15 protein-coding genes are annotated in these 21,648 nt (G+C 72.9%); 4 read left to right on the forward strand and 11 right to left on the reverse strand.

All coding sequences use genetic code 11. The features are described 5' to 3' along the window. Positions 1 to 63: 63 nt before the first annotated feature. On the reverse strand, positions 64 to 5,067 hold the full coding sequence (locus tag VE546_RS23225; protein WP_324925486.1) for an NAD-glutamate dehydrogenase: 5,004 nt from the start codon (positions 5,065 to 5,067) through the stop codon (positions 64 to 66). 367 nt (positions 5,068 to 5,434) lie between these two features. Between VE546_RS23225 and VE546_RS23230 the strand changes: the two genes are divergently transcribed. Then, positions 5,435 to 6,070, forward strand: coding sequence for a DJ-1/PfpI family protein (locus VE546_RS23230; RefSeq protein WP_324925488.1), 636 nt, complete (start codon positions 5,435 to 5,437; stop codon positions 6,068 to 6,070). Between the two features lie 30 nt (positions 6,071 to 6,100). Here the strand turns inward: VE546_RS23230 and VE546_RS23235 are convergent, their stop codons facing one another. Together VE546_RS23235 and VE546_RS23240 are read right to left on the reverse strand one after the other, a co-directional pair. Continuing rightward, the gene (locus tag VE546_RS23235) at positions 6,101 to 6,775 is read right to left on the reverse strand and encodes an HAD family hydrolase (protein WP_324925490.1); all 675 of its coding nucleotides are present in this window, start codon (positions 6,773 to 6,775) and stop codon (positions 6,101 to 6,103) included. Between the two features lie 92 nt (positions 6,776 to 6,867). Continuing rightward, a complete protein-coding gene (locus VE546_RS23240) occupies positions 6,868 to 7,383 on the reverse strand; it encodes a DUF6912 family protein (RefSeq protein ID WP_324925492.1) in 516 nt (171 codons plus the stop codon). Positions 7,384 to 7,676: 293 nt separating this feature from the next. On the opposite strand from VE546_RS23240, the gene VE546_RS23245 reads away from it, so the two are divergent. Continuing rightward, positions 7,677 to 8,153, forward strand: coding sequence for an Rv3235 family protein (locus tag VE546_RS23245; protein WP_324925494.1), 477 nt, complete (start codon positions 7,677 to 7,679; stop codon positions 8,151 to 8,153). A gap of 89 nt (positions 8,154 to 8,242) precedes the next feature. Here the strand turns inward: VE546_RS23245 and secA are convergent, their stop codons facing one another. Further along, on the reverse strand, positions 8,243 to 11,116 hold the full coding sequence (gene secA / locus VE546_RS23250; RefSeq protein ID WP_324925496.1) for a preprotein translocase subunit SecA: 2,874 nt from the start codon (positions 11,114 to 11,116) through the stop codon (positions 8,243 to 8,245). A gap of 189 nt (positions 11,117 to 11,305) precedes the next feature. Here secA and VE546_RS23255 point away from each other — a divergent pair, with 189 nt between their 5' ends. Next, positions 11,306 to 11,887: a GNAT family N-acetyltransferase gene (locus tag VE546_RS23255; protein WP_324925498.1), complete on the forward strand. Its 582-nt coding sequence runs from the start codon at positions 11,306 to 11,308 to the stop codon at positions 11,885 to 11,887. A gap of 85 nt (positions 11,888 to 11,972) precedes the next feature. Further along, positions 11,973 to 13,145: a winged helix-turn-helix domain-containing protein gene (locus VE546_RS23260; protein ID WP_324925501.1), complete on the forward strand. Its 1,173-nt coding sequence runs from the start codon at positions 11,973 to 11,975 to the stop codon at positions 13,143 to 13,145. A gap of 30 nt (positions 13,146 to 13,175) precedes the next feature. Here VE546_RS23260 and VE546_RS23265 read toward each other — a convergent pair whose 3' ends face one another. From VE546_RS23265 to mtnA, 7 genes are all read right to left on the reverse strand, one after another. Next, positions 13,176 to 13,925, reverse strand: a complete 750-nt coding sequence (locus VE546_RS23265; protein ID WP_324925503.1) for a response regulator transcription factor — start codon at positions 13,923 to 13,925, stop codon at positions 13,176 to 13,178. Between the two features lie 150 nt (positions 13,926 to 14,075). Then, positions 14,076 to 14,780: a ribosome hibernation-promoting factor, HPF/YfiA family gene (hpf, locus tag VE546_RS23270; RefSeq protein WP_324925505.1), complete on the reverse strand. Its 705-nt coding sequence runs from the start codon at positions 14,778 to 14,780 to the stop codon at positions 14,076 to 14,078. Positions 14,781 to 15,173: 393 nt separating this feature from the next. Continuing rightward, on the reverse strand, positions 15,174 to 15,875 hold the full coding sequence (locus VE546_RS23275; RefSeq protein WP_324925507.1) for a ComF family protein: 702 nt from the start codon (positions 15,873 to 15,875) through the stop codon (positions 15,174 to 15,176). 30 nt (positions 15,876 to 15,905) lie between these two features. Continuing rightward, positions 15,906 to 17,825, reverse strand: a complete 1,920-nt coding sequence (locus tag VE546_RS23280; RefSeq protein ID WP_324925508.1) for an LpqB family beta-propeller domain-containing protein — start codon at positions 17,823 to 17,825, stop codon at positions 15,906 to 15,908. Beyond that, on the reverse strand, positions 17,794 to 19,746 hold the full coding sequence (mtrB, locus tag VE546_RS23285) for an MtrAB system histidine kinase MtrB (protein ID WP_324925510.1): 1,953 nt from the start codon (positions 19,744 to 19,746) through the stop codon (positions 17,794 to 17,796). Before mtrB ends, VE546_RS23280 begins: the two co-directional genes overlap by 32 nt. 1 nt (position 19,747) lies before the next feature. After that, positions 19,748 to 20,425, reverse strand: a complete 678-nt coding sequence (gene mtrA, locus VE546_RS23290; protein WP_324925512.1) for a two-component system response regulator MtrA — start codon at positions 20,423 to 20,425, stop codon at positions 19,748 to 19,750. Beyond that, positions 20,422 to 21,612: an S-methyl-5-thioribose-1-phosphate isomerase gene (gene mtnA, locus VE546_RS23295; RefSeq protein WP_324925514.1), complete on the reverse strand. Its 1,191-nt coding sequence runs from the start codon at positions 21,610 to 21,612 to the stop codon at positions 20,422 to 20,424. The genes mtrA and mtnA overlap by 4 nt, the downstream gene beginning before the upstream one ends. Positions 21,613 to 21,648 lie beyond the last annotated feature (36 nt).

Here is a 21,648-nt window from a genome sequence, read left to right on the forward strand (position 1 = left end):
GCGGGCCGGGGTGCGGAAGGGGGCGGCCGGCGGCCGCCCCCTTCACCCGTTTCCGTCCGCTCCTCAGCGGTTGCTGCGCAGCAGCGTGCGCATGGTGCGCATGGCCACCGAGAGGTTCGCCAGGTCGAAGGTCTCCGACTTCCGGATCTCCTCCAGGGTGGCGCGGGCCCGCCCCAGGATGGCGGCGTTCTTCTCCGCCCACGCCTTGAAGCGCTGCTCGGCGGTGGCGCCGGTGTCCCCGGCGGCCAGCACGTCCGCCGTGAGGAGCTGGTGGGCGGCGTACAGGTCCTCGCGGATCGCCGCGCGGGCCATCGACTGCCAGCGGTCGGCCCGCGGCAGTTCGCTCACCCGGTCCTGGAGTTCGGTGATGCCCAGGCGGTCGGCGAGGTCGTAGTACACCTCGGCGACGTCCAGCAGCTCCCGGCCCGTGCGGTCGGCGACGGCGACCACGTCCAGGGCGGGGAAGGCGGAGGAGAAGCCCGCCACCCGCAGCGCCAGCTCGCCCGGGACCCCGGCGGCGGCCAGCTCGTCGTGGACGCCCTGGAACCACTCCAGGTCGGTGCCCTTGAGCAGCTTGGGCAGCTCGGACCAGACCACCTCCACCCGGTCGCGGAAGACGTCGATGGTCTCGGCGAGCTTCAGCGGCTGCGGCCGGTTGTTCAGCAGCCAGCGGGTGCCGCGCTCGACCAGCCTCCTGGCGTGCAGCCGGATGCGGGTCTGGACGTCGGCGGCGACGACGTTGTCGAGCGCCTCCACCTCGTCCCAGACGCGGGCCAGGCCGAAGATCTCCCGGGCCGCGGTGTGCGCCCGGACGATCTCCTCCGTCGAGGCCCCGGACTCCTCCTTCATCCGGTGCACCAGGGTCGTCCCCCCGGTGTTGACCGTGTCGTTGACCAGGACGGTCGTGACGATCTCGCGCCGCAGCGCGTGGCGGTCGATCCGCTCGGGGAAGCGCTCGCGCAGCGCGCTGGGGAAGTAGGCGTGCGCCAGCCGCTGCAGGTACGGGTCGTCCGGCAGGCCGGTGTCCGCCAGCTCCTCGGTGATGGCGATCTTGGTGTACGCGAGCAGGACCGCCAGTTCGGGCTGGGTGAGGCCGTGGCCGTGCGACAGCCGCTCGCGGATCTGCCGGTCGGTGGGCAGGAACTCCAACTGCCGGTCCAGCCGCCCCTCGCGGACCAGGGTGCGCATCAGCCGCTGCTGGGCGTGGAGGAGGTCGGGCGCCTGCCGCACCGCGTTGGCCAGCGCGACGTTCTGCGCGTAGTTGTTGCGCAGCACCAGCTCGGCGACCTCGTCGGTCATCTCGGCGAGCAGGGCGTTGCGCTGCTTGACGGTCAGGTCCCCGTCGGCGACCAGCGAGTTGAGCAGGATCTTGATGTTCACCTCGTGGTCGGAGGAGTCCACGCCCGCGCTGTTGTCGATGGCGTCGGTGTTGATCCGCCCGCCGTTCATGGCGAACTCGATCCGGCCGAGCTGGGTGAGGCCCAGGTTGCCGCCCTCGCCGACGACCTTGACCCGCAGGTCCCGGCCGTCCACGCGGATGGCGTCGTTCGCCTTGTCGCCGACGTCGGCGTGCGACTCGGTGGACGCCTTCACGTACGTGCCGATGCCGCCGTTCCACAGCAGGTCCACCGGTGCCTTGAGGATGGCCTTCATCAGCTCGGCCGGGGTCATCTTGGTGACGCCGTCCTCGATGCCCAGCGCCTGGCGCACCTGCGCGGTGATCGGGATGGACTTGGCGCTGCGGGGGTGGATGCCGCCGCCGGGCGACAGCAGCGAGGTGTCGTAGTCGGCCCAGGACGAGCGCGGCAGCTCGAACAGGCGGCGGCGCTCGGCGTAGGAGCCGGCCGGATCCGGGTCCGGGTCGAGGAAGATGTGCCGGTGGTCGAAGGCGGCCACCAGCCGGATGTGCTCGCTGAGCAGCATGCCGTTGCCGAAGACGTCACCGGACATGTCGCCGATGCCGACGACCGTGAAGTCCTCGGTCTGGGTGTCGTGGCCCAGCTCGCGGAAGTGCCGCTTGACCGACTCCCAGGCGCCGCGGGCGGTGATGCCCATGCCCTTGTGGTCGTAGCCGGCCGAGCCGCCGGAGGCGAAGGCGTCGCCGAGCCAGAACCCGTAGGCGGTGGCGACCTCGTTGGCGATGTCGGAGAAGGCCGCGGTGCCCTTGTCGGCGGCGACCACCAGGTAGGTGTCGTCCCCGTCGTGCCGCACCACGCCCTCGGGCGGCACGACCTGGCCGCCCACGAGGTTGTCGGTGATGTCGAGCAGCCCGGAGATGAAGGTCTTGTAGCAGGCGATGCCCTCGGCCAGCCAGGCGTCGCGGTCGGCGGCCGGGTCGGGCAGCCGCTTGCAGACGAAGCCGCCCTTGGCGCCGACCGGCACGATCACCGTGTTCTTGACCTCCTGCGCCTTCACCAGGCCCAGGATCTCGGTGCGGAAGTCCTCGCGCCGGTCGGACCAGCGCAGGCCGCCGCGGGCGACCTTGCCGAACCGCAGGTGCACGCCCTCCACGCGCGGCGAGTACACCCAGATCTCGTACGCCGGGCGGGGCGCGGGCAGGTCCGGGATGGCCTGCGGGTCGAACTTCATCGACACGTAGCCGTGGGGCCGCCCGGAGTCGTCGCGGGGCTGGAAGTAGTTCGTCCGCAGGGTGGCCTTGATCAGGGTGAGGAACGAGCGGAGGATGCGGTCCTCGTCCAGCGAGGCGACCTGGTCCAGCGCCCCGTCCAGCTCCTCCAGCAGGCCGTCGGTCAGCTCGTGGCCCGCGGCGGTGTGCTCCGGGGAGAGGCGGGCCTCGAAGAGGTTGACCAGCAGCCGGGTGGTGTGGACGTTGTTGCGGAGGGTGTCCTCCATGTAGTCCTGGCTGAAGGGGGAACCGGCCTGCCGCAGGTACTTGGCGTACGCGCGCAGCACCATCGCCTGGCGCCAGGTCAGCCCGGCGGACAGCACCAGCGCGTTGAAGCCGTCGCTCTCGGCCTCGCCGCTCCAGACGGCGGCGAAGGCCTCCTGGAAGCGCTCGCGGGCGTCGCCGTCCAGGTTGTGCTCCTGGTGGGCGGGCAGCCGGAGCCCGAAGTCGTAGATCCACGCCCGGGAGCGGTCGGAGCAGCGCAGCTCGTACGGCCGCTCGTCGACGACCTCGACGCCCATGGCCTGGAGGACCGGCAGGACGGCGGAGAGCGAGACCGGCTCACCGGTGCGGTAGATCTTGAAGCGGCGCTCGCCGGGGCCGGCGCCGACCGGCTCGTAGAGGCTGAGCGCGAAGTCGTCGGCGCCCTCCTTCCGTTCCAGCCGCTGGAGGTGCTGGAGGTCGGCGACGGCCGCGCGGGGCGGGAAGTCGGCCTTGTAGCCCTCGGGGAAGGCGTCGGCGTAGCGGCGGGCGAGCCGGGCGGCCTGCTCCTCGCCGCACTCGGCCAGGAGTGCCTCCGAGAAGCCGTCGGCCCAGGAGCGGGCGGCGTCGGCGAGCCGGGACTCGATGCGGTCGACGTCGGCGTCGGTCAGCTCGGCCAGCTCGGTGCCCTGCGGGACGCGGATGACGAAGTGCAGCCGGGCCAGGACCGATTCGGTGTTCCAGGCGGTGAAGTCGACGTTGGTGCCGCCCAGTTCCTCGGTGAGGATGTCGATCAGCCGCAGCCGCACGGCGGTGGTGTAGCGGTCGCGCGGCAGGTAGACCAGCGCGGAGTAGTACCGGCCGTACTCGTCCTGGCGCAGGTAGAGCCGGAGCTTGCGGCGCTCCTGGAGGTACAGCACGGAGGTGACGATGTCGCGGAGCTCGCCGGCCGGGATCTGGAAGAGCTCGTCGCGCGGGTAGGTCTCCAGGATCTGCAGCAGGTCGCGGCCGTCGTGGCTGTCGGGGGTGAAGCCCGAGGAGGCGATGACCTCCTCGACCTTGCGGCGGATGACGGGCACACGGCGCACCGACTCGGTGTAGGCGGCCGACGAGAACAGGCCGAGGAAGCGGCGCTCGCCCACCACGTTGCCCGCCTCGTCGAACTTCTTCACCCCGATGTAGTCCAGGTACGAGGGGCGGTGCACGGTGGCGCGGCTGTTGGCCTTGGTGAGCACCAGCAGCCGGTGCTCGCGGGCCTTGGCGCGGACGCCGGCGGTGAGCCGGTTGAAGGCGGGGGAGCCCCCGTGCGGGCGGCTCCCGTGGGCCGGCGCCCCGTCCCCGTCGTCCTCGTCGCCGCCGTCCTGGCGCGGATCGGAGCGCAGGATGCCCAGGCCGGTGCCGGGAACGGCGGAGAGCAGGAGTTCCTCGGTGCCGTCGGTGGTCTCGGAGGTCAGCTCGTACTCGCGGTAGCCGAGGAAGGTGAAGTGGTCGGCCGCCAGCCAGCGCAGCAGCTCGCGGGCCTCCTCGACCTCCTGGTCGGGCACGTCGTCGGCGATCGGCTCGTCGGGCAGCCCGTCGGCGAGCCGCAGCGCGGTGGTGCGCATCTTCCGCCAGTCCTCGACCGCCTCGCGGACGTCGGACAGGACGCGCAGCAGGTCGGCGGTGATCTGCCGCAGGGTCTCGCGGTCGGTCTCGCGGTCGATCTCGACGTGGATCCAGGACTCGACGACCGCGTCGTGCGGGAGGTCAGCCTGGTCGCCGGGGACCGGGGTCCGCGGGTCGCGGCCCGCGTCCAGCACCTGGAGCAGCCTGCCGGTGACGTCGCGGCGGACCACCACCTGGGGGTGGATCACCAGGTGGATGCCGCGGCCCTGGCGGGTCAGCTCGTTGGTGACGGAGTCCACCAGGAAGGGCATGTCGTCGGTGACGACCTCGACGACGGTGTGGGTGCAGGTCCAGCCGTTCTCCTCGACGGACGGGGTGTGGACCCGGACGTTCGCGGTGCCCTGGGGGCGCTCCTGGGCCAGCCGGTAGTGGGAGACCGCGGCCCCGTAGACGTCGACCGGGTCGCGGTCGGTGAGGTCCTCGGGTGCGGTGTGCAGGTAGTAGCGCTGGAGGTACGGACCGACGTTCCCGGTGTCCAGGCCCGGCACCGGGTGGCTTCCGGCCGGGCTGTGCTCAGCCACCCGGGCGGCTCGTTCGAGCAGCTCGGTCTTTGCCTCGTCCAGCTTGGTCTGCATGTCGTCTGGCTCCTGTCGCGCGCCGTTGCGTGACGTCACAGTGGTGGGTGCATGACGCCGACACCACACAGAGTGTCCGCCGGGGCGGGGCGTCATGCCGGAGAACGGGGCGACCAGCGGTGGCCCGGGCGCCGTCGCGCCGGGGGCCCGGACCGGAGGCGCCGCTGCCTTCCGGGGTCGTCTCGCTGATCACGCGGCCAGGCTATCGCTCCGCACCCGTGAGTTGTCTGGCCGGTGCACGCAAAAACGGAGCGCCGAGTTGGCCGTTTTGGACAGCACGGCCGGGACGGGCGCCGCACCCCCTTGGCAAACCTCCGACGAGGGAGGACGTTGGGATGCGAGGACACTCGTGCGGAGGTGGGTGGCCATGTCGGAGGACGGCACGAGGGGCACGGGAGGCGCCGGCGGCGCCGGGAGCACCGAGGCCACCGGGAGCGCCGCACCGGCGGTCCTCCTCGTGACCGGTGACGCCGCGGACTCGCTGGAGGTGCTCTACCCGTACCAGCGGCTGCGCGAGGAGGGCTACACCGTCCACATCGCCGCCCCCCGCCGCAAACGGCTGCGCTTCGTGGTCCACGACGTCGAGGCCGGCTACGACACCTACACCGAGAAGCCCGGTTACACCTGGCCCGCCGACCTCGCCTTCACCGAGGTGGACCCCGGGCGGTACGCCGCCGTGGTGATCCCGGGCGGGCGGGCTCCGGAGTACCTGCGCAACGACCCCGAGCTGCGCAAGATCCTCAAGGCGTTCTTCGACGCGGACAAGCCGGTCGCGCAGATCTGCCACGGCCCGCTGCTGACCGCCGCGTCCGGCGGACTGGGCGGTCGCCGGGTGACCGCCCACCCGGCGCTGGAGGCCGACATGCAGGCCGCCGGGGCCTTCTTCCGGGACAGGGAGGTGGTGGTCGACGGCGCGCTGGTCTCCGCCCGGTCCTGGCCGGACCATCCGGGCTGGATGCGCGAGTTCCTCGCGGTGCTGCGCGCGGCGGCTCCCGTGGGCTGACGCCCCGGACCGGAGTCCCGGGCGCCCGCCTTAGGCGTCCGCCGTCATGCGCTCGGCCACCTCGACGGCCTCGGCGAGGCTGTCGACCACCGGCACCCCGGCCGTCTCCAGGCTGACCCGGCTGTGCGAGCCGCCGGTGTACAGCACGGCCCGCGCGCCCACGTGGGCGGCCGCGACGGCGTCGTCCACCGCGTCGCCGATCACCACGGTGCGGCGCGGGTCGAAGCCGTCGAGCGCCGCCACGTGCGCCGCCATCTGCCGGGCCTTGCCACCGCCGGTCCCGCCCAGGCTGCCGTCCACCCGGACGAAGTGCCGCTCGATGCCGTACCGGCGCACCAGCGGCACCAGGTGTTCGTGCGGGGCGAGGGAGCACAGCGACTGGGTCAGCCCGGCCGCCTGCCGCGCGGCGAGCAGTTCGGCCGCGCCCTCGGCGAGGGAGACGTGCTCGGCGCGTGCGAAGTAGTGCCGGTGGAAGACCGCGTCCATCTCGGCCCACTCCTCCTCGGTGGGCAGCCGCCCCATCAGCCGCTCGTAGAAGCGCGGCACCGGTACGCAGTACAGCTCCCGGTAGCGCTCCAGCGTGATGGGCGGCAGGCCGAGTTCGGCGAACGCGGCGTTGGTCGCCTCGATGACCGCGTCGATGTCGTGCAGCAGCGTGCCGTTCCAGTCCCACACGATGTGGGCTCTCCCCGTCCCCGAGTCCATGCCCACGACGGTAAGGGTCCGGTGTGACAGCCGGTGCCGCGGGGTCGGCGGCGCGGGCCGGGGAGGTGGGGCCGGCGGGGCGCGGGCGCCGGTCAGCCGAGGTCCTCCAGGAGGGTTTCGATCTCCTGGGTGGCGTACCACAGCAGCTCGTGGTCGTCCGCCCCGTCCACGACGAACCGGGCGTCGTCGTCGCCCTGGTCGGCCGCGCCCAGCGCGTCCGCCGCCGCGGCGACGTCCGCCTCGGCGTCCTCGCCGTCGACGTGCACGGCGGCGGCCCTGGCCAGCGGCACGGCCTTCCCGATCCGCACCTCGCCGAGCGCGGCCGGGTCCAGGCTGTGGTCCGGGTCGGCGACCGCCTCCCGGTCGGGCACGTCCACGGCCACCACGACCCGCCGCCGGGGGGCGTCCGGGTCGACGGCCAGTTGCCGCAGCGACGCCTGCGCGGCGCGGCCGAGCGCGGCGTACTCCAGCTCCTCGATGTCGTCCGAGACGTACCACTCGCGCAGCCCGGGGGTGACCGCGTAGGCGGTCAGCGGGCCGGGGCCCAGCTCACCCCTCCGGTGCGCGTCCGCGAGGCCGGGCAGGGTCAGGGGGACATAGACGCGCATCGCTACCGCTTTCGTGTAAGGCCGGTCCGACTGCCCCGACAGCATACGGCGGGCCGGACGCGCCGACCGCCTCCGGTCCCGGTTCCGCCGTGTTCGCCCTCCGGCCCGACGTCCCAGGTCAGCGGCACCGCGCGTCATTCTCCGTACACGCCGTCCGCCGGATAGGTGAATCGCGCGGGGCCCGCCGGCGGCCCTCGCCGGTCGTTGCCGCGCCGCGGTCGCCTCAGTAGAACCGGGGCGAAGCTACTGACCAGTAGGCACGATCGGTGCCCGAGGAACGACGGGGAGACCCCATGCCGCCCACCAGCCGTACCGCTCCGCCCGGACGCCGGGACCTTGCACGCCGGGACTCCCGCGGGCCGTCCCGCTCGGCCGTGCTCGCCGCCCGGCGGCGCGAACGCGACCGGCTGCCGCACTACTGGTTCGCCCACCGGCTGGTGCTCGTCCTCAGCGGCCAGCGACCGGTCCACCTGCTGCTCGGCCACGCCCGCGGCACGGCGTACGAGCAGCTCGCCCGGCTGGCCCCGCACACCCCGCTGCGGCCGGCCGCGGGCGCCCCGGCCCCCGTGGTGCAGCAGGTCGGCTGGGCCCAGCCCCGTCCCGGAGCGATCGAGGCGTTCGCCCGGATCGCCGCCGGCGACCGGCTCCGCGCCCTGGCCTTCCGGCTGGAGCAGGCCCGCGACCACCGCTGGCTGTGCTCGGCCGTCGAACTCGACACGGCGCCCCGGACCCCGGCACGGCAGGCGGCGCGGCAGGGGCCCGTCCGGTGAACGCGGCGGGGCCGGGCGCCCCGGAGGGACACCCGGCCCCGAACGGCCCGGCGACCGGTCGCCGCCGTGCCGCGGCGGCGACCGCCGTGTCACTTCTTGCGGCGGCGGCCCTTCTGGGCCTTGCGGCGCTCCGCGCGCGTCATGCCGTCCGCGGGCGAGCGGACCGGACCGCCCTCGTCGCCGTTGGTGAAGTCGCCCTCGATGACGCCGCCCTCGCCGTCGACCGTCGGCGCGGAGAAGTGCAGCCGGTCCGGGCGCTGCGGGGCGTCGAGGCCCTTGGCGCGGATCGCGGGACGGGCTCCGCCGCCGACCCCGGCCGGTGCCGCGGCGGGAGCCTCCCGCGGCTCCTCCTCCGGGGAGGCGGCGGGCCTGACCTCCTCGACCGGCACCTCCTCGACCTGCTGCTCGACCTGGACCTCCAGGTTGAACAGGTAGCCGACGGACTCCTCCTTGATGCCCTCCATCATCGCCACGAACATGTCGTAGCCCTCGCGCTGGTACTCCACCAGCGGGTCCCGCTGCGCCATGGCGCGCAGGCCGATGCCCTCCTGGAGGTAGTCCATCTCGTACAGGTGCTCACGCCACTTGCGGTCGAGGACGGAGAGCACCACGCGGCGCTCCAGCTCCCGCATGATCTCCGAGCCGAGCTGCTCCTCGCGCTCCCGGTACCGCTCGTGGATGTCGTCCTTGATGGCCTCGGCGATGAACTCCGCCGTCAGGCCCTCCCGGCCCCCGGCGGCCTCCTCCAGCTCCTCGATGGTGACCGTCACGGGGTAGAGCTGCTTGAAGGCGCCCCACAGCCGCTCCAGGTCCCACTCCTCCGCGAAGCCCTCGACCGTCTCCGCCTGGATGTAGGCGTCGATGGTGTCGTCCATGAAGTGGATGATCTGCTCGTGCAGGTCCTCGCCCTCCAGGACGCGGTGGCGCTCGCCGTAGATGACCTCGCGCTGCCGGTTGAGGACCTCGTCGTACTTCAGGACGTTCTTGCGGATCTCGAAGTTCTGCTGCTCGACCTGCGACTGCGCCGAGGCGATGGCGCGGGTGACCATCTTGTTCTCGATCGGCACGTCGTCGGGCACGTTGGCCATGGACATCACGCGCTCGACCATCTGCGCCTTGAACAGCCGCATCAGGTCGTCGCCGAGCGAGAGGTAGAAGCGGGACTCGCCCGGGTCGCCCTGGCGGCCGCTGCGGCCGCGGAGCTGGTTGTCGATGCGGCGCGACTCGTGCCGCTCGGTGCCCAGCACGTAGAGACCGCCGAGCTTGACGACCTCGTCGTGCTCCTCCGCGACCGCCTGCTTGGCCCGCTCCAGGGCCGCGGGCAGGGCGGCGGCCCACTCCTCGGCGTTCTCCACCGGGTCCAGGCCCTTGGCGCGCAGCTCCGACTCGGCGATGTTGTTGGGGTTGCCGCCGAGCATGATGTCCGTACCGCGGCCGGCCATGTTGGTGGCGACCGTCACGGCGCCCTTGCGACCCGCCTGGGCGACGATCGCGGCCTCGCGCTCGTGGTTCTTGGCGTTGAGCACCTCGTGCGGCACGCCGCGCTTCTTGAGCTGCTGCGACAGGTACTCGGACTTCTCGACCGAGGTGGTGCCCACCAGGACCGGCTGGCCCTTCTTGTGCCGCTCGACGATGTCCTCGACCACCGCCTCGAACTTCGCCGCCTCGGTGCGGTAGATCAGGTCGGGCTGGTCCTTGCGGATCATCGGGCGGTGGGTCGGGATCGGCACCACGCCCAGCTTGTAGATCTGGTTGAACTCGGCGGCCTCGGTCATGGCCGTACCGGTCATGCCCGACAGCTTGTCGTAGAGGCGGAAGAAGTTCTGGAGGGTGATCGTGGCGAGGGTCTGGTTCTCGTCCTTGATCTCCACCCCCTCCTTCGCCTCGATCGCCTGGTGCATGCCCTCGTTGTAGCGGCGGCCGGCGAGGATGCGGCCGGTGTGCTCGTCGACGATCATGACCTCGCCGTCGATGACGACGTAGTCCTTGTCCCGCTTGTAGAGCTCCTTGGCCTTCAGGGCGTTGTTGAGGTAGCCGATGAGCGGGGTGTTGGCCGCCTCGTAGAAGTTGTCGATGCCGAGCAGGTCCTCGATCCGCTCCACGCCCCGGTCCAGGATCGCGACCGTGCGCTTCTTCGGGTTGTACTCGTAGTCGTGCGTGGCGCGGAGCTTCTCCAGCTCCACCTTCTCGTCGGGCCTGCTGAACATCTCCTCCTGGATGAGCACGCCGTCCAGCCGCTGCACCAGCTTGGCGAAGTCGGCGTACCACTTGGTGGCCTGGTCGGCCGGACCGGAGATGATCAGCGGCGTGCGGGCCTCGTCGATCAGGATGGAGTCGACCTCGTCGACGATGGCGAAGTTGTGGCCGCGCTGCACCAGTTCGTCCTTCGACCACGCCATGTTGTCGCGCAGGTAGTCGAAGCCGAACTCGTTGTTGGTGCCGTAGGTGATGTCGCAGGCGTACTGCTCCCGGCGCTGCCCCGGGGTCATGTTGGCGACGATGCAACCGACCGTCAGACCGAGGAACTTGTGGACCCGGCCCATCAGTTCGGAGTCGCGCTGGGCCAGGTAGTCGTTGACCGTGATCAGGTGGACGCCCTTGCCGGACAGGGCGTTGAGGTACGCCGGCAGGGTGCCGACGAGCGTCTTGCCCTCACCGGTCTTCATCTCGGCGACATGGCCCATGTGCAGCGCGGCGCCACCCATGATCTGCACGTCGTAGTGACGCTGGCCGAGCACGCGCTTGGCGGCCTCGCGGACCGTCGCGAAGGCCTCGGGCAGCAGGTCGTCGAGGCTCTCCCCGTCGGCGAAGCGCTCCTTGTACTCGTCCGTGAGCGCCCGCAGCTCGGCGTCGGAGAGGTTGATGAAATCCTCCTCGATCGACGACACCTGGTCCGCGATGCGGTGCAGCTTGCGCAGGATCTTGCCTTCACCTGCACGCATGATCTTGCCGAAGACGGACACGTAGGCTGGCTCCTTGCCGGTCGGGCCTGGCACGGTCTGGTGCGCTGGCGCGGCGGGTCTCCTCCTTGCCTCGGGCCCTGCCGCACCGGCCATCGTATGCGAGGGGCACCGGCCCCTGTACCCCCCAACGTGCCGGAGGGCCGGAAGGTGCCGGTTCCGCCCGATCGGACGACCGGCACAATCACCCCCATGCGACCTGTCACCCTCAGCACCGAGCGCCTCCTGCTGCGCCCCTTCGAGCCGCGGGACGTGCCGGCGGTCCACGCGGCCTGCCAGGACCCGGACGTCCTGCGCTGGACCACCCTCCCCGAGCCGTACGAGCGGCGGCACGCGCAGGAGTTCGTGCTGAGCGCCGCCCCGGCCGGCTGGCGCGAGGACACCGCCTACAACTTCGGCGTCTTCACCCGGGACGGCGCCCTGGTCGGCTCCATGGGCCTGGTGCGGGCCGCGCAGTTGCGCACCCCCGAGCGCCGGGCGGAGCTGGGCTACTGGACGGCCAGGGAGCAGCGCCGCCGCGGCTACACCGTGGAGGCCGCCCGGGCGGTGATCGACTGGGCCTTCGCGGAGCTGGGGGCGGAGCGGCTGGAGTGGTACGCCGAGGCCGGGAACACCGCGTCGCGGGCGGTGGCGCTGCGGCTGGGCTTCGTCATGGAGGGCACCCTGCGGGCGCGGATACCGTTCCGGGGCACCCGGCGGGACGCGTGGGTGGCCTCGCTGCTGCCGTCGGACTGGGGGCGGCCGTCGGGCGCGCCGTACCTTCCGGCGCCGTAGCGCGGCGGGGGCACGGCAGGCGGCGCGGGGCCGGCGGGAGCGGGGCCGGGGTTCCGCTGTCGGCGGGGACCTCTATCGTCGGCGCATGACCACCGTCACACTCTCCCTCTCCACCGACGAGGCCCGCCGGATCGCGCTGCGCGCGCAGGGGCTGCTGGGCGCACCGGACCGCCGGGCCGGGGTGCGGGGCGTCCTGCGCCGCCTCGGGGCCGTACAACTGGACACCATCTCGGTGCTGGCCCGCTCGCACGAGCTGGTGCCGTACGCGAGGCTGGGCGCGGTCGGCCGCGGGACGGTGGAGGCGGCGTACTGGACGGGCGGGCACGCCTTCGAGTACTGGTCGCACGCCGCCTGCATCCTGCCCGTCGAGGAGTGGCCGCACTTCGCCTTCCGGCGCCGGGCGTACCGGGCGAGGGGCCACCGCTGGCACCGGCTGGAGGACTCCGAGCGCTCCTGCGCCGCCGTGCGGGACCGGCTGAAGGCCGACGGCCCGCTGACCGCCACCGAGCTGGGCGGCGCGAAGAACGGCGGCGAGTGGTACGACTGGTCCGAGACGAAGATCGCGGTGGAGTGGCTGCTCGACATCGGCGAGGTGGTCTGCACCGAGCGGCGCGGCTGGAAGCGGGTGTACGACCTGGCCGAGCGCGCGATCCCCGGCGAGCTGCTGCACGACGACCTGACCGACCGGGAGTGCCTGCGGCGGCTGGTCGCCCAGGCGGGTGCGGCGATGGGGGTGGCCACCCGCGCGGATCTGGCCGATTACCACCGGTTGAAGGGCGAGCAGGTCGACGCGGTGGTGGCGGACACCGGCCTGGTGCCGGTGGAGGTCGAGGGCTGGGGCAGGCCGGCCTGGGCGGACCCGGCGGCGCTGGAGGCCGAGTCCGCGGCCGGCCGGGCCCGGCACCGCACGACGCTGCTGTCGCCGTTCGACTCGCTGATCTGGGACCGCAAGCGCACCGAGCGGATCTTCGGCTTCACCCACCGGCTGGAGGCGTACGTCCCCCGGGCCAGGCGGGTACACGGCTACTTCGCGATGCCGCTGCTGTCGGGGGGACGGCTGCTGGGCAGGGTCGACCCGGCGCGCGAGGGGCGGACCCTGGTGGCGCGGCAGGTGTCGATGGCGGGGCGCGGGGCGGTGGAGCCGATGGCGCGGGCGCTGTGGGAGGCGGCGGGCTGGGTGGGCTGCGACGCGGTCCGCGTCGAGCGCTGCGACGATCCGGAGCTGGCCGCGGCCCTCACCGCCGCCCTGGCGTCCTGACGGCACCGCCTCGCGCGGGCCGGCGCCGCCTCACCTGATCTCGAGGATCTTCTCCCGCATCGCGTAGACCACGGCCTCCATCCGGGAGTGGAGCTGGAGCTTCTCCAGGATGTTGCGGACGTGGTTCTTCACGGTGTTCTCGCTGATGAAGAGTTCCTTGGCGATGTCCCGGTTGTTCATGCCGGTGGCGACGAGCTTGAGCACCTCCAGCTCCCGGTCGGTGAGGCGGGGCGCGGGGACCAGGCGCCGCTCGTCGGTGCGCTGGATCATCGACTTGAACTCGGTGAGCAGTTTCGCCGCCATCGACGGGCTGATCTGGGACTGTCCGTCGGCGACCGCGCGGATCGCGGTGGAGACCTCGTCGGTGGAGATCTCCTTCAGCAGGTAGCCGGTGGCCCCCGCCTTGATCGCGTCGTAGAGGTCGGCCTCCTCGTCGCTGATCGTCAGCATGATGATCTTCGCGCTGGGGGCCACCTCCTTGATCGAGGTGCACGCCTCGATGCCACCGCGCCGGGGCATCCGCACGTCCATCAGCACGATGTCGGGCAGCAGGTCCGCGGCCTTCTCCACCGCCTCGGCGCCGTCGCCCGCCTCGCCGACGACCTCGATGTCCTCCTCCTGCGCCAGGACGATCTCCAACCCGCGTCGGAAGAGGGCGTGATCGTCGACGACCAGGACCCGGATGGGCTCCTTGCGCGGTTCGTGTCCCCGCGCGCCCGCGGAGGCGGTGCTGCCGCCGTCGTGCGCGCCGGGCGTCACGGGCCCGAAGCTGTCCGCCATCGTTCCTCCCCCTGCAGCCAGGCTACGCGGCACCAACCGGCCGATGCAGGGCGCCGGTTGGGCGTGCAGCCATGATTCCATGCCCCCGCCCCCGGCCGAATTCCTCAATCGACTGGGGGCGGGGGCGGTGCACTGTGTCAGCGACTGTTCTCAGCCACCGAGGGCGCCTCCGGCGCCGTGCGGTGCCTTCTCGACGAACGGATCGGGTTCCAGATGGATGACGCCGTAGTCGTAGCCGTGCCGCCGGTAGACGACGCTCGGCAGCTTGGTCTCGGAGTCGACGAACAGGTAGAAGTCATGCCCGACCAACTCCATCTCGTAGAGGGCCTGGTCCAGGGACATCGGGGCCGCGGAGTGGGTCTTCTCGCGCACCACCAGCGGTCCCTCCCCCTGTACCTCCAGCGGTCCGATCCTGGTGGTGGGCGGACGCTCCTCCTCCGCCGTCCGCTGGGGTCCGAGGTGGCCGTCCTCGCCGATCCGCGCCGCGTTCGGTACGGTCACGGCCACGTCGCGCGCCGGAATCCGGTGGTGACCGTTCCCCTTCCGTGCGCAGACCCGCTTGTCGTGCTGCTTGCGCAACCGCGTTTCCAGCTTCTCCGTGGCGAGGTCCAGCGCCGCGTACGGATCGGCAGCCGCCGCCTCGGCCCGGATCACCGGCCCCCGGGAGCGCAGAGTGATCTCCACGCGGTCGGACCGGTCGGCCTGGCGGGGATTGTGCTCCTTGGACACCTCGACGTCGAGGCGGATCGCCTTGGCGTCGATCTTCTGGATCTTCTCCAGCTTGAGCTTGTCGACCACGTGCTTGCGGAATCGCTCCGGCACCTCTGTCTTACGGCCCTTGACGACGATGTCCACGCAGAACTCCGTTCCCGGGCGGCTCCGCGGAACAGAGCGCGGGGCACGCCCTTTGTGCACTGAGCCGGATGGTGTCGGTGACTATCGGTCACCGTCCGGCGCTACGTCGGGTTGCGACTTTCACCTCCTCCTCCCCCGCCGGGAAGATCGCCACCCTCCCCCGACGGAAAGGGTGGCCAGCAAAGCCGGGCAAACGCCTGATAGCGCACATGTCCCGCTGTACGGAACAGCTTTCGCCATTCCTCACAACCGAACGTACCTCTCCTGAGGGGCGCTCGACACCCCCTACCGGCACGTACCTCCGATCGGGTGCATCCTCGCCCCCATCACCCGCAACGAGACGCTTTCCCTGTCGGTTCCGCCCCACGCGGCACCGGCGGACGCTCCGGCCCCTCAGGGAACGCTGGATTCCGCCGCCGCGACCACCGCCGCGCCGGCCACGGAGCCGCCCGCCCCGGCCAGCGCCCGCGCCGCCTCCGCGAGCGAGGCGCCCGTGGTCACCAGGTCGTCCACCACGACCACCGGGCCGTCCCCCAGCAACCGCTCCGCTCCGGCCACCGTGCCCAGCGCCCCGGCCAGGTTGGCCCACCGCTGCCCGGCGGTCAGCCCCGACTGGTCGGCCACGAACCGGCGCTGCCGCAGCACCGGAAGCACCCGCGCGGGCCGCCCGCCGCGTCTCAGCTCCCCGGCCGCCGCCAGGGCGGTCCGCCGCACCGGGTCGTGGCCGCGCGCCGCCACCGCCCGCCGCGCGGAGGGCACCGGCACCAGCAGCAGCGGCCCTCCGGCCGCGGCCGGTCCCGCGGCGCCCGCGGCCGCCCGTACGGCCCCGGCCAGCACGCCTCCCAGCGGGGCCGCCAGCCGCAGCGCGCCGCGCTCCTTGTGCGCGAGCAGCACGGCCCGCGCCTCGTCGGCGTACGCCAGAGCCGCGTACACCGGCGGCAGGCCGGGAGGCGCGGGCCGGGGACGCACCCGCCGCGCACGCGCCCCGCGCAGCAGCTCCCGGCACCGCGCGCACAGGCCGGCGCGCGGCAGCCCGCACCCGGCGCAGTCCGTCGGCAGCACCAGATCGGCCAGTTCCCGCCACCATCCCCGCATGCCGGGATGGCTACCCCGGGACCGGGACGGCTACCCCGGGTAGGCGGGCTTCGCCCCCTCCTCCGTGACCAGCTCCCAGTCGTCGCGCGAGAGCCGGGCGATGCCCTCCTTGGTGTCGGCCAGCAGCGGTTCCTCCTCGTTCTCCGAGGCCGCCACCCCGGTCACCTCGTTGAGGCCGGGCAGTGTGGAGGGGCTCGCCGGCGAACCGTCCGTCGCCGTGTACCGAAGCTGCTGCACGCCGCCCGACTCCCGGCCCACGACCACCAGCCTGCTGTCCCCCGCCCAGGACGCGTCCACCACGTCCTCCATCTGCGGGGCGATCGACCGCAGGCCCTCCACGGTCGCCCTGGACGCGCCGCCGTCGGCGTCCTTCCGCTCGATGCGCCCGAGCTGGAGCGTCGTACGGCCGTCCTCGCTGGTCAGCAGCGCTATCCGCACGCCGTCCGAGGAGACCCGCAGCGCCTCGATCCGGCTCCCGCCCAGGCCGACCACCTCGACCGCCTCCGGCTCCCCCCGGCCCTCGCGCAGCCGCAGCAGCCGGGGCTCGTCCGGGTCGCGGTCGGCCACCCACAGATCGCCCAGCCCGTCCCAACTGGGGGACGTCAGCCGGTCCCGCTCGTTCACCGCCTCGCTGATCAGCACCGGTTCGCCGGGCCCGCCGTCGGCGGAGAGCGGGGCGACGTACAGCGCCCGGCCGTCCAGCGACACGCCCGCGCCGCGCTGCTCGTCCCGGCTCACCGCAACCGTGCCCATCTGGACCTGCCCGCTGCTGAACGGGCCGACGACCGGCGTGGTCCGGTCGGTGCCCTCCACCACCGTGGCCAGCCGGTTCCGGTCGTCGATGAAGTACTCGTGGCCCGTGTCGCCGGCCAGCCGCCCCGGCGCGTACGCCCGCGCCCGTTCGCGGGTCTGGGAGCACAGCTCGCCGCCGCCCCGGCCGACGGTCAGCCGGACGCGGTCGATCCTGCCCGAGACCTGGCCGTCCACGGTGTGCAGGAGCTGTGCGGCCATCCGGGCGCACTGGGCGCGGTCCACCAGGATCGGCCGCTCGTGCTTGCCCGCCTTGCCCCTGCTCAGCGGCACCGTCAGCACGCCGGAGTCGTCCAGGGAGAGCCGTGCGCCCGGGGCGAGCCGCGTGTCGGCGGGGAAGGCCGAGGCCACCACCGGGGACAGCCAGCCCGTCGGCCCGTCCAGCAGCGCCCTGACCGTCTCGGTCAGCGGGTCTATCCGGCGCCGCAGGTAGACGGGGTCGGCGACCAGGACGTCCCGGCCGCGCGCCACCGCGCCGGTGTCCGGGCCGAGGTCGGCGTAGTGGTAGGTGTTGACCGACCGGTAGATGCGCTGGAAGTCGGACTCGGCCAGCACCAGCCCGTCCGGCAGCCGGTCGATCCGCCACTCGCCGTCGACCCGGACGAGGTGGAACGTCTCCCGGTACGTCCCCTCACTGGGGCGGTAGGCGTGCTCGCTGTCCACCAGGGCGACGGTGGAGCCGGTCACCTCCAGCGTGTGGCCGGTGTCCGCCTCGCCGGTGAGGCCGCTGCCCGGCAGGAGCACGCTGGGCGCGCCGTCGAGCACCGTCGTGCGGGCGAAGGGATCCCAGCGCTCCGACGTCCTGTCGGTCAGGTACTCGCGGGCGGTGGTGAAGTCCGGCTCGTCGCTCGTGGTGGCCTCCAGGAAGCCGCGGACGATCTGCGGCGGCTGCGCGCCCTTCTGCGGGCTCACCCCGAACACCCGCACCTGCGAGTCGGTGTCGGCGCGGAGGGAGGGGTTCACCCGGCGCACGTCCCCCTCGGCGGGCATCGACGCGCAGCCGGTGAGCAGCAGGGCGACGGCGCCGAGCACCACCGCGGCCCTGCGGAACGCCTCGCGGCCCGTCGTACGGCCGCCGCGTCCGCGGTCCGTACGGCCCCCGCGGCGCTCAGCCACCGCGCCGTCCGTGCCGGTCGCCATGCCGTCCGTGCTCCTCCGTCATCCGTCTGCGTGCCTCCGGCCCGCCGCCGTCCCCGTCGTTCCCGTGGTTCCCGCCGTCCCCGCTGTCCGCGTCCCGCGGCGGTGCCGCCACCCCGCCGCCCTCCGACGGCCCGTGGCGGCCCTCCACGGCCTCGCGGGACGGCGGCACCGCCGCGCGCCCGCCCGGCCGGGCACCCTCCAGTCCCCGCCGCCGGCGGGAGTCGGCGGGCTCCAGGGGAATGGGCGAGCCGCGCAGGGGCCCGCCCGCGGTCTGCGGAATGGTCAACCGGAACTGCGAGCCGCCGCCGGGCTCGCCCCAGGCCTGCAGCCAGCCGCCGTGCAGCCTGGCGTCCTCGACCGCGATGGACAGTCCCAGGCCGGTGCCTCCGGTGGTGCGGGCCCGGGCGGGGTCGGCCCGCCAGAAGCGGTTGAAGACCCGGGTGGCCTCGCCGGGCTTGAGCCCGACGCCGTAGTCGCGCACGGCCACGGCCACGGCACCGTCACCCGTGGCGAGCCGGACCACGATGTCCCGGCCCTCGCCGTGCTCGACGGCGTTGACGACGAGGTTGCGCAGCACGCGTTCGATGCGGCGGGCGTCGGCCTCCGCCATCACCGGCCGCTCGTCGCCGTACACCAGGAAGCGGCTGCCCTTGCGCTCGGCGAGCGGCTCGGCACCCTCCAGGACGCGTCTGACCACGTCGCGCAGGTCGATCGGCTCGGCCTCCAGGGCGGCGGCCCCGGCGTCGAAGCGGCTGATCTCCAGCAGGTCGGCGAGCAGGGACTCGAAGCGGTCGAGCTGCCCCAGCAGCAACTCGGCCGAGCGGGCCGTCACCGGGTCGAACTCGTCGCGCGCCTCGTAGATGACGTCCGCGGCCATCCGCACCGTGGTCACCGGAGTGCGCAGCTCGTGCGAGACGTCCGAGACGAAGCGCCGCTGCATCCGGGAGAGCTCCTCCAGTTGCTGGATCTTCAACTGGAGGTTCTTCGCCATCTTGTTGAACGACTCGCCCAGCCGCGCGATGTCGTCCTCGCCGGCGACCTTCATCCGCTCCTGGAGGCGTCCGGCGGCCAGCCGCTCGGAGATCCTGGCGGCCATCCGCACGGGGGTGACGACCTGGCGCACCACGAGCCAGGCGATGGCGCCCAGCAGCACCACCACGAAGACCCCGGCGGTGGCGAGCGTCCCCTTCACCAGGCTGAGGGACTTCTCCTCCTGCTCGAACGGGAAGAGGTAGTAGAGCTGGTACGGGTCGCCGTTCGGGTCGTTGAGCCGCTTCCCTATGACCAGCGCGGCCTCGGTCCGGCCGTCGGTCCGGACGACCTTCCCGTACTGCTCGTGGGTGTCCGGACTCTCGTCCAGCGCCTCGCGCAGCTCCGCCGACACGCTCTCCTCGGGACGCACCTCGCCGGAGGCGCGCGGCCCGTGCGTGCCGGTGCCCTCGTCCGAGCCGAAGGTGCCGCCGTCCTCCTCGGAGCTGAGCGCCACCAGGTAGTAGACGCCCTGGCCGCCGCTGGCCAGCTGCATCACCAGGTTGTTCAGCCAGGTGCCGGTGTCCTGGACGCCCCGGCGGCCGTTCCCGGCCTCCCCCTCCGCACCGCCGTCGGCCGCGGCGTCGGCCATCTGCTCGGCCACCGCGAACCCTCCGGCGGCCTGGCTCTGCGCGGCCTGCCGTTTGGCCTCCAGCAGCCCGTTGCGGACCTGCCCGATGACGACCAGGCCGAGCAGCAGGACGACGGCCAGCGACATCAGCAGCGTGGCGGCCACCACCCGGAGCTGGATGTTGCGCCGCCACAGCCGGGCCACGGCCAGCAGCGGGCGGCGCACCCAGCGGACGAACATCCGGAACACGGGATGCGCCCGGCTGCCCGTCGCCCCCTCTGACAGCAACCCGTCGGGGAGGAAACGACCTCCGCGCCACATGTCAGCTGGGTCCGGCCTTGTACCCCACGCCACGCACGGTCACCACGATCTCGGGCCGCTCCGGGTCCTTCTCCACCTTGGAGCGCAGCCGCTGCACATGGACGTTGACCAGCCGCGTGTCCGCCGCGTGGCGGTAACCCCACACCTGCTCCAGCAGCACCTCGCGGGTGAAGACCTGCCACGGCTTGCGGGCGAGGGCCACCAGCAGGTCGAACTCCAGGGGGGTCAGCGCGATGGACTGCCCGTCGCGCTTCACGGAGTGTCCCGCCACGTCGATGACCAGGTCGCCGATGGTGAGCTGCTCGGGAGCGGGCTCCTCCGAGCGCCGCAGCCGTGCCCGGATCCGGGCCACCAGCTCCTTCGGCTTGAACGGCTTGACGACGTAGTCGTCGGCGCCGGACTCCAGCCCCACCACCACGTCCACGGTGTCGCTCTTGGCGGTGAGCATGACGACCGGCACCCCGGACTCGGCACGAATCTGCCGGCACACCTCGATGCCGTCCCGCCCGGGCAGCATCAGGTCGAGCAGCACGAGGTCGGGCTTGGTCTCGCGGAAGGCGGCGAGGGCCTTGTCGCCGTCCGACACGAACGACGGTTCGAAGCCTTCGCCACGCAGCACGATGCCGAGCATCTCTGCCAGTGCGGTGTCGTCGTCGACGACCAGGACACGTCCCTTCATGCTCTCATCATCCCATTACCCGATCGTGACTTTCCCGAAGACGACGGTGACGGCGCACACAGCTCGGCCAGTGCGTCACCGGTGACCGGCGAGACCACGCCGCGCTCGGTGACGATCGCCGTGACCAGCTCCGCCGGGGTGATGTCGAAGGCCGGGTTGTACGCCTGCGCGCCCAGCGGGGCCACCGGGATGCCGCTGCCCGCCTCCATCCCGGCTCCCGGCACGGACGGCGACGCGAACTCCGTGACCTCGTGGCCCGGCCGCTGCTCCACCTCGATCGAGGCCCCGTCGGCCGTCCGGAGGTCCACCGTGGTCACGGGCGCCACCACCACGAACGGAACGTGGTGGTAGCGGGCCAGTACCGCCAGCGGATAACTGCCCACCTTGTTCGCCACCGAGCCGTCGGCCGCGATCCGGTCCGCGCCGATCAGCACCGCGTCGACCTCGCCGGCCGCGAACAGCGAACCGGCCGCGCTGTCCGTGAGCAGGGTGTACGCCATGCCCTCCCGGGCCGCCTCGTACGCCGTCAGCCGCGCCCCCTGGAGCAGCGGCCGGGTCTCGTCCACCCACAGCCTGCGCAGCTCCCCGGCCCGGTGTGCGGCCCGCACGACCCCGAAGGCGGTGCCGCCGCCACCGGACACCAGCGCCCCGGTGTTGCAGTGGGTGAGGATGCGGTAACCGCCGCCCGGCAGCAGCTCGCCCAGCAGCGCCAGACCGTGCTCGGCCATCCGGTCGCTCGCCTCGGCGTCCTCCCGGTGCAGCGCCCGGGCCTCGGCGAGCGTCGCGGCGACCGCCCGTTCGTGGTCCGCCCCGCCGTCGACCGCCGCCCGGTACGCCCGCTCGGCCCGCCGCACCCCGTACTCGAGGTTGACCGCGGTCGGCCGGGCGTGCCTGAGGAGCTCGGCGGCGTCGGTCACGTCGTACCCGCGGGCGGCGGCCAGCGCGACGCCGTACGCACCCGCCAGCCCCAGCAGCGGCGCCCCGCGCACCGCGAGCGCACGGATCGCCTCCACCAGCGCGTGGACGTCCGTGCAGACGAGTTCGACCTCCTCGACCGGCAGCCGGGTCTGGTCGAGCAACACCACCACCGGCCCCTCGGGGGGTTCCTCCCAGCGCAGGGCGGGAACGGAGACCGGTGCGTCGTCGGGAGCCGATGCCGTGACTCGCTCCTCATTCTGGTCAGCCATTCGAACAGTCTGCCCCTTCTCTCAACCATCCAGTCG

The sequence above is a fragment of the Streptomyces sp. genome, assembly GCF_035644915.1.
GTDB lineage: Bacteria > Actinomycetota > Actinomycetes > Streptomycetales > Streptomycetaceae > Streptomyces.

Coding starts and splice junctions, on each gene's coding strand:
- VE546_RS23225 (WP_324925486.1), bottom strand. CDS start 5,067: ATGCAGACCAAGCTGGACGAGGCAAAGACCGAGCTGCTCGAACGAGCC.
- VE546_RS23230 (WP_324925488.1), top strand. CDS start 5,435: ATGTCGGAGGACGGCACGAGGGGCACGGGAGGCGCCGGCGGCGCCGGG.
- VE546_RS23235 (WP_324925490.1), bottom strand. CDS start 6,775: ATGGACTCGGGGACGGGGAGAGCCCACATCGTGTGGGACTGGAACGGC.
- VE546_RS23240 (WP_324925492.1), bottom strand. CDS start 7,383: ATGCGCGTCTATGTCCCCCTGACCCTGCCCGGCCTCGCGGACGCGCAC.
- VE546_RS23245 (WP_324925494.1), top strand. CDS start 7,677: ATGCCGCCCACCAGCCGTACCGCTCCGCCCGGACGCCGGGACCTTGCA.
- VE546_RS23255 (WP_324925498.1), top strand. CDS start 11,306: ATGCGACCTGTCACCCTCAGCACCGAGCGCCTCCTGCTGCGCCCCTTC.
- VE546_RS23260 (WP_324925501.1), top strand. CDS start 11,973: ATGACCACCGTCACACTCTCCCTCTCCACCGACGAGGCCCGCCGGATC.
- VE546_RS23265 (WP_324925503.1), bottom strand. CDS start 13,925: ATGGCGGACAGCTTCGGGCCCGTGACGCCCGGCGCGCACGACGGCGGC.
- VE546_RS23275 (WP_324925507.1), bottom strand. CDS start 15,875: ATGCGGGGATGGTGGCGGGAACTGGCCGATCTGGTGCTGCCGACGGAC.
- VE546_RS23280 (WP_324925508.1), bottom strand. CDS start 17,825: ATGGCGACCGGCACGGACGGCGCGGTGGCTGAGCGCCGCGGGGGCCGT.
- mtrB (WP_324925510.1), bottom strand. CDS start 19,746: ATGTGGCGCGGAGGTCGTTTCCTCCCCGACGGGTTGCTGTCAGAGGGG.
- mtrA (WP_324925512.1), bottom strand. CDS start 20,425: ATGAAGGGACGTGTCCTGGTCGTCGACGACGACACCGCACTGGCAGAG.
- mtnA (WP_324925514.1), bottom strand. CDS start 21,612: ATGGCTGACCAGAATGAGGAGCGAGTCACGGCATCGGCTCCCGACGAC.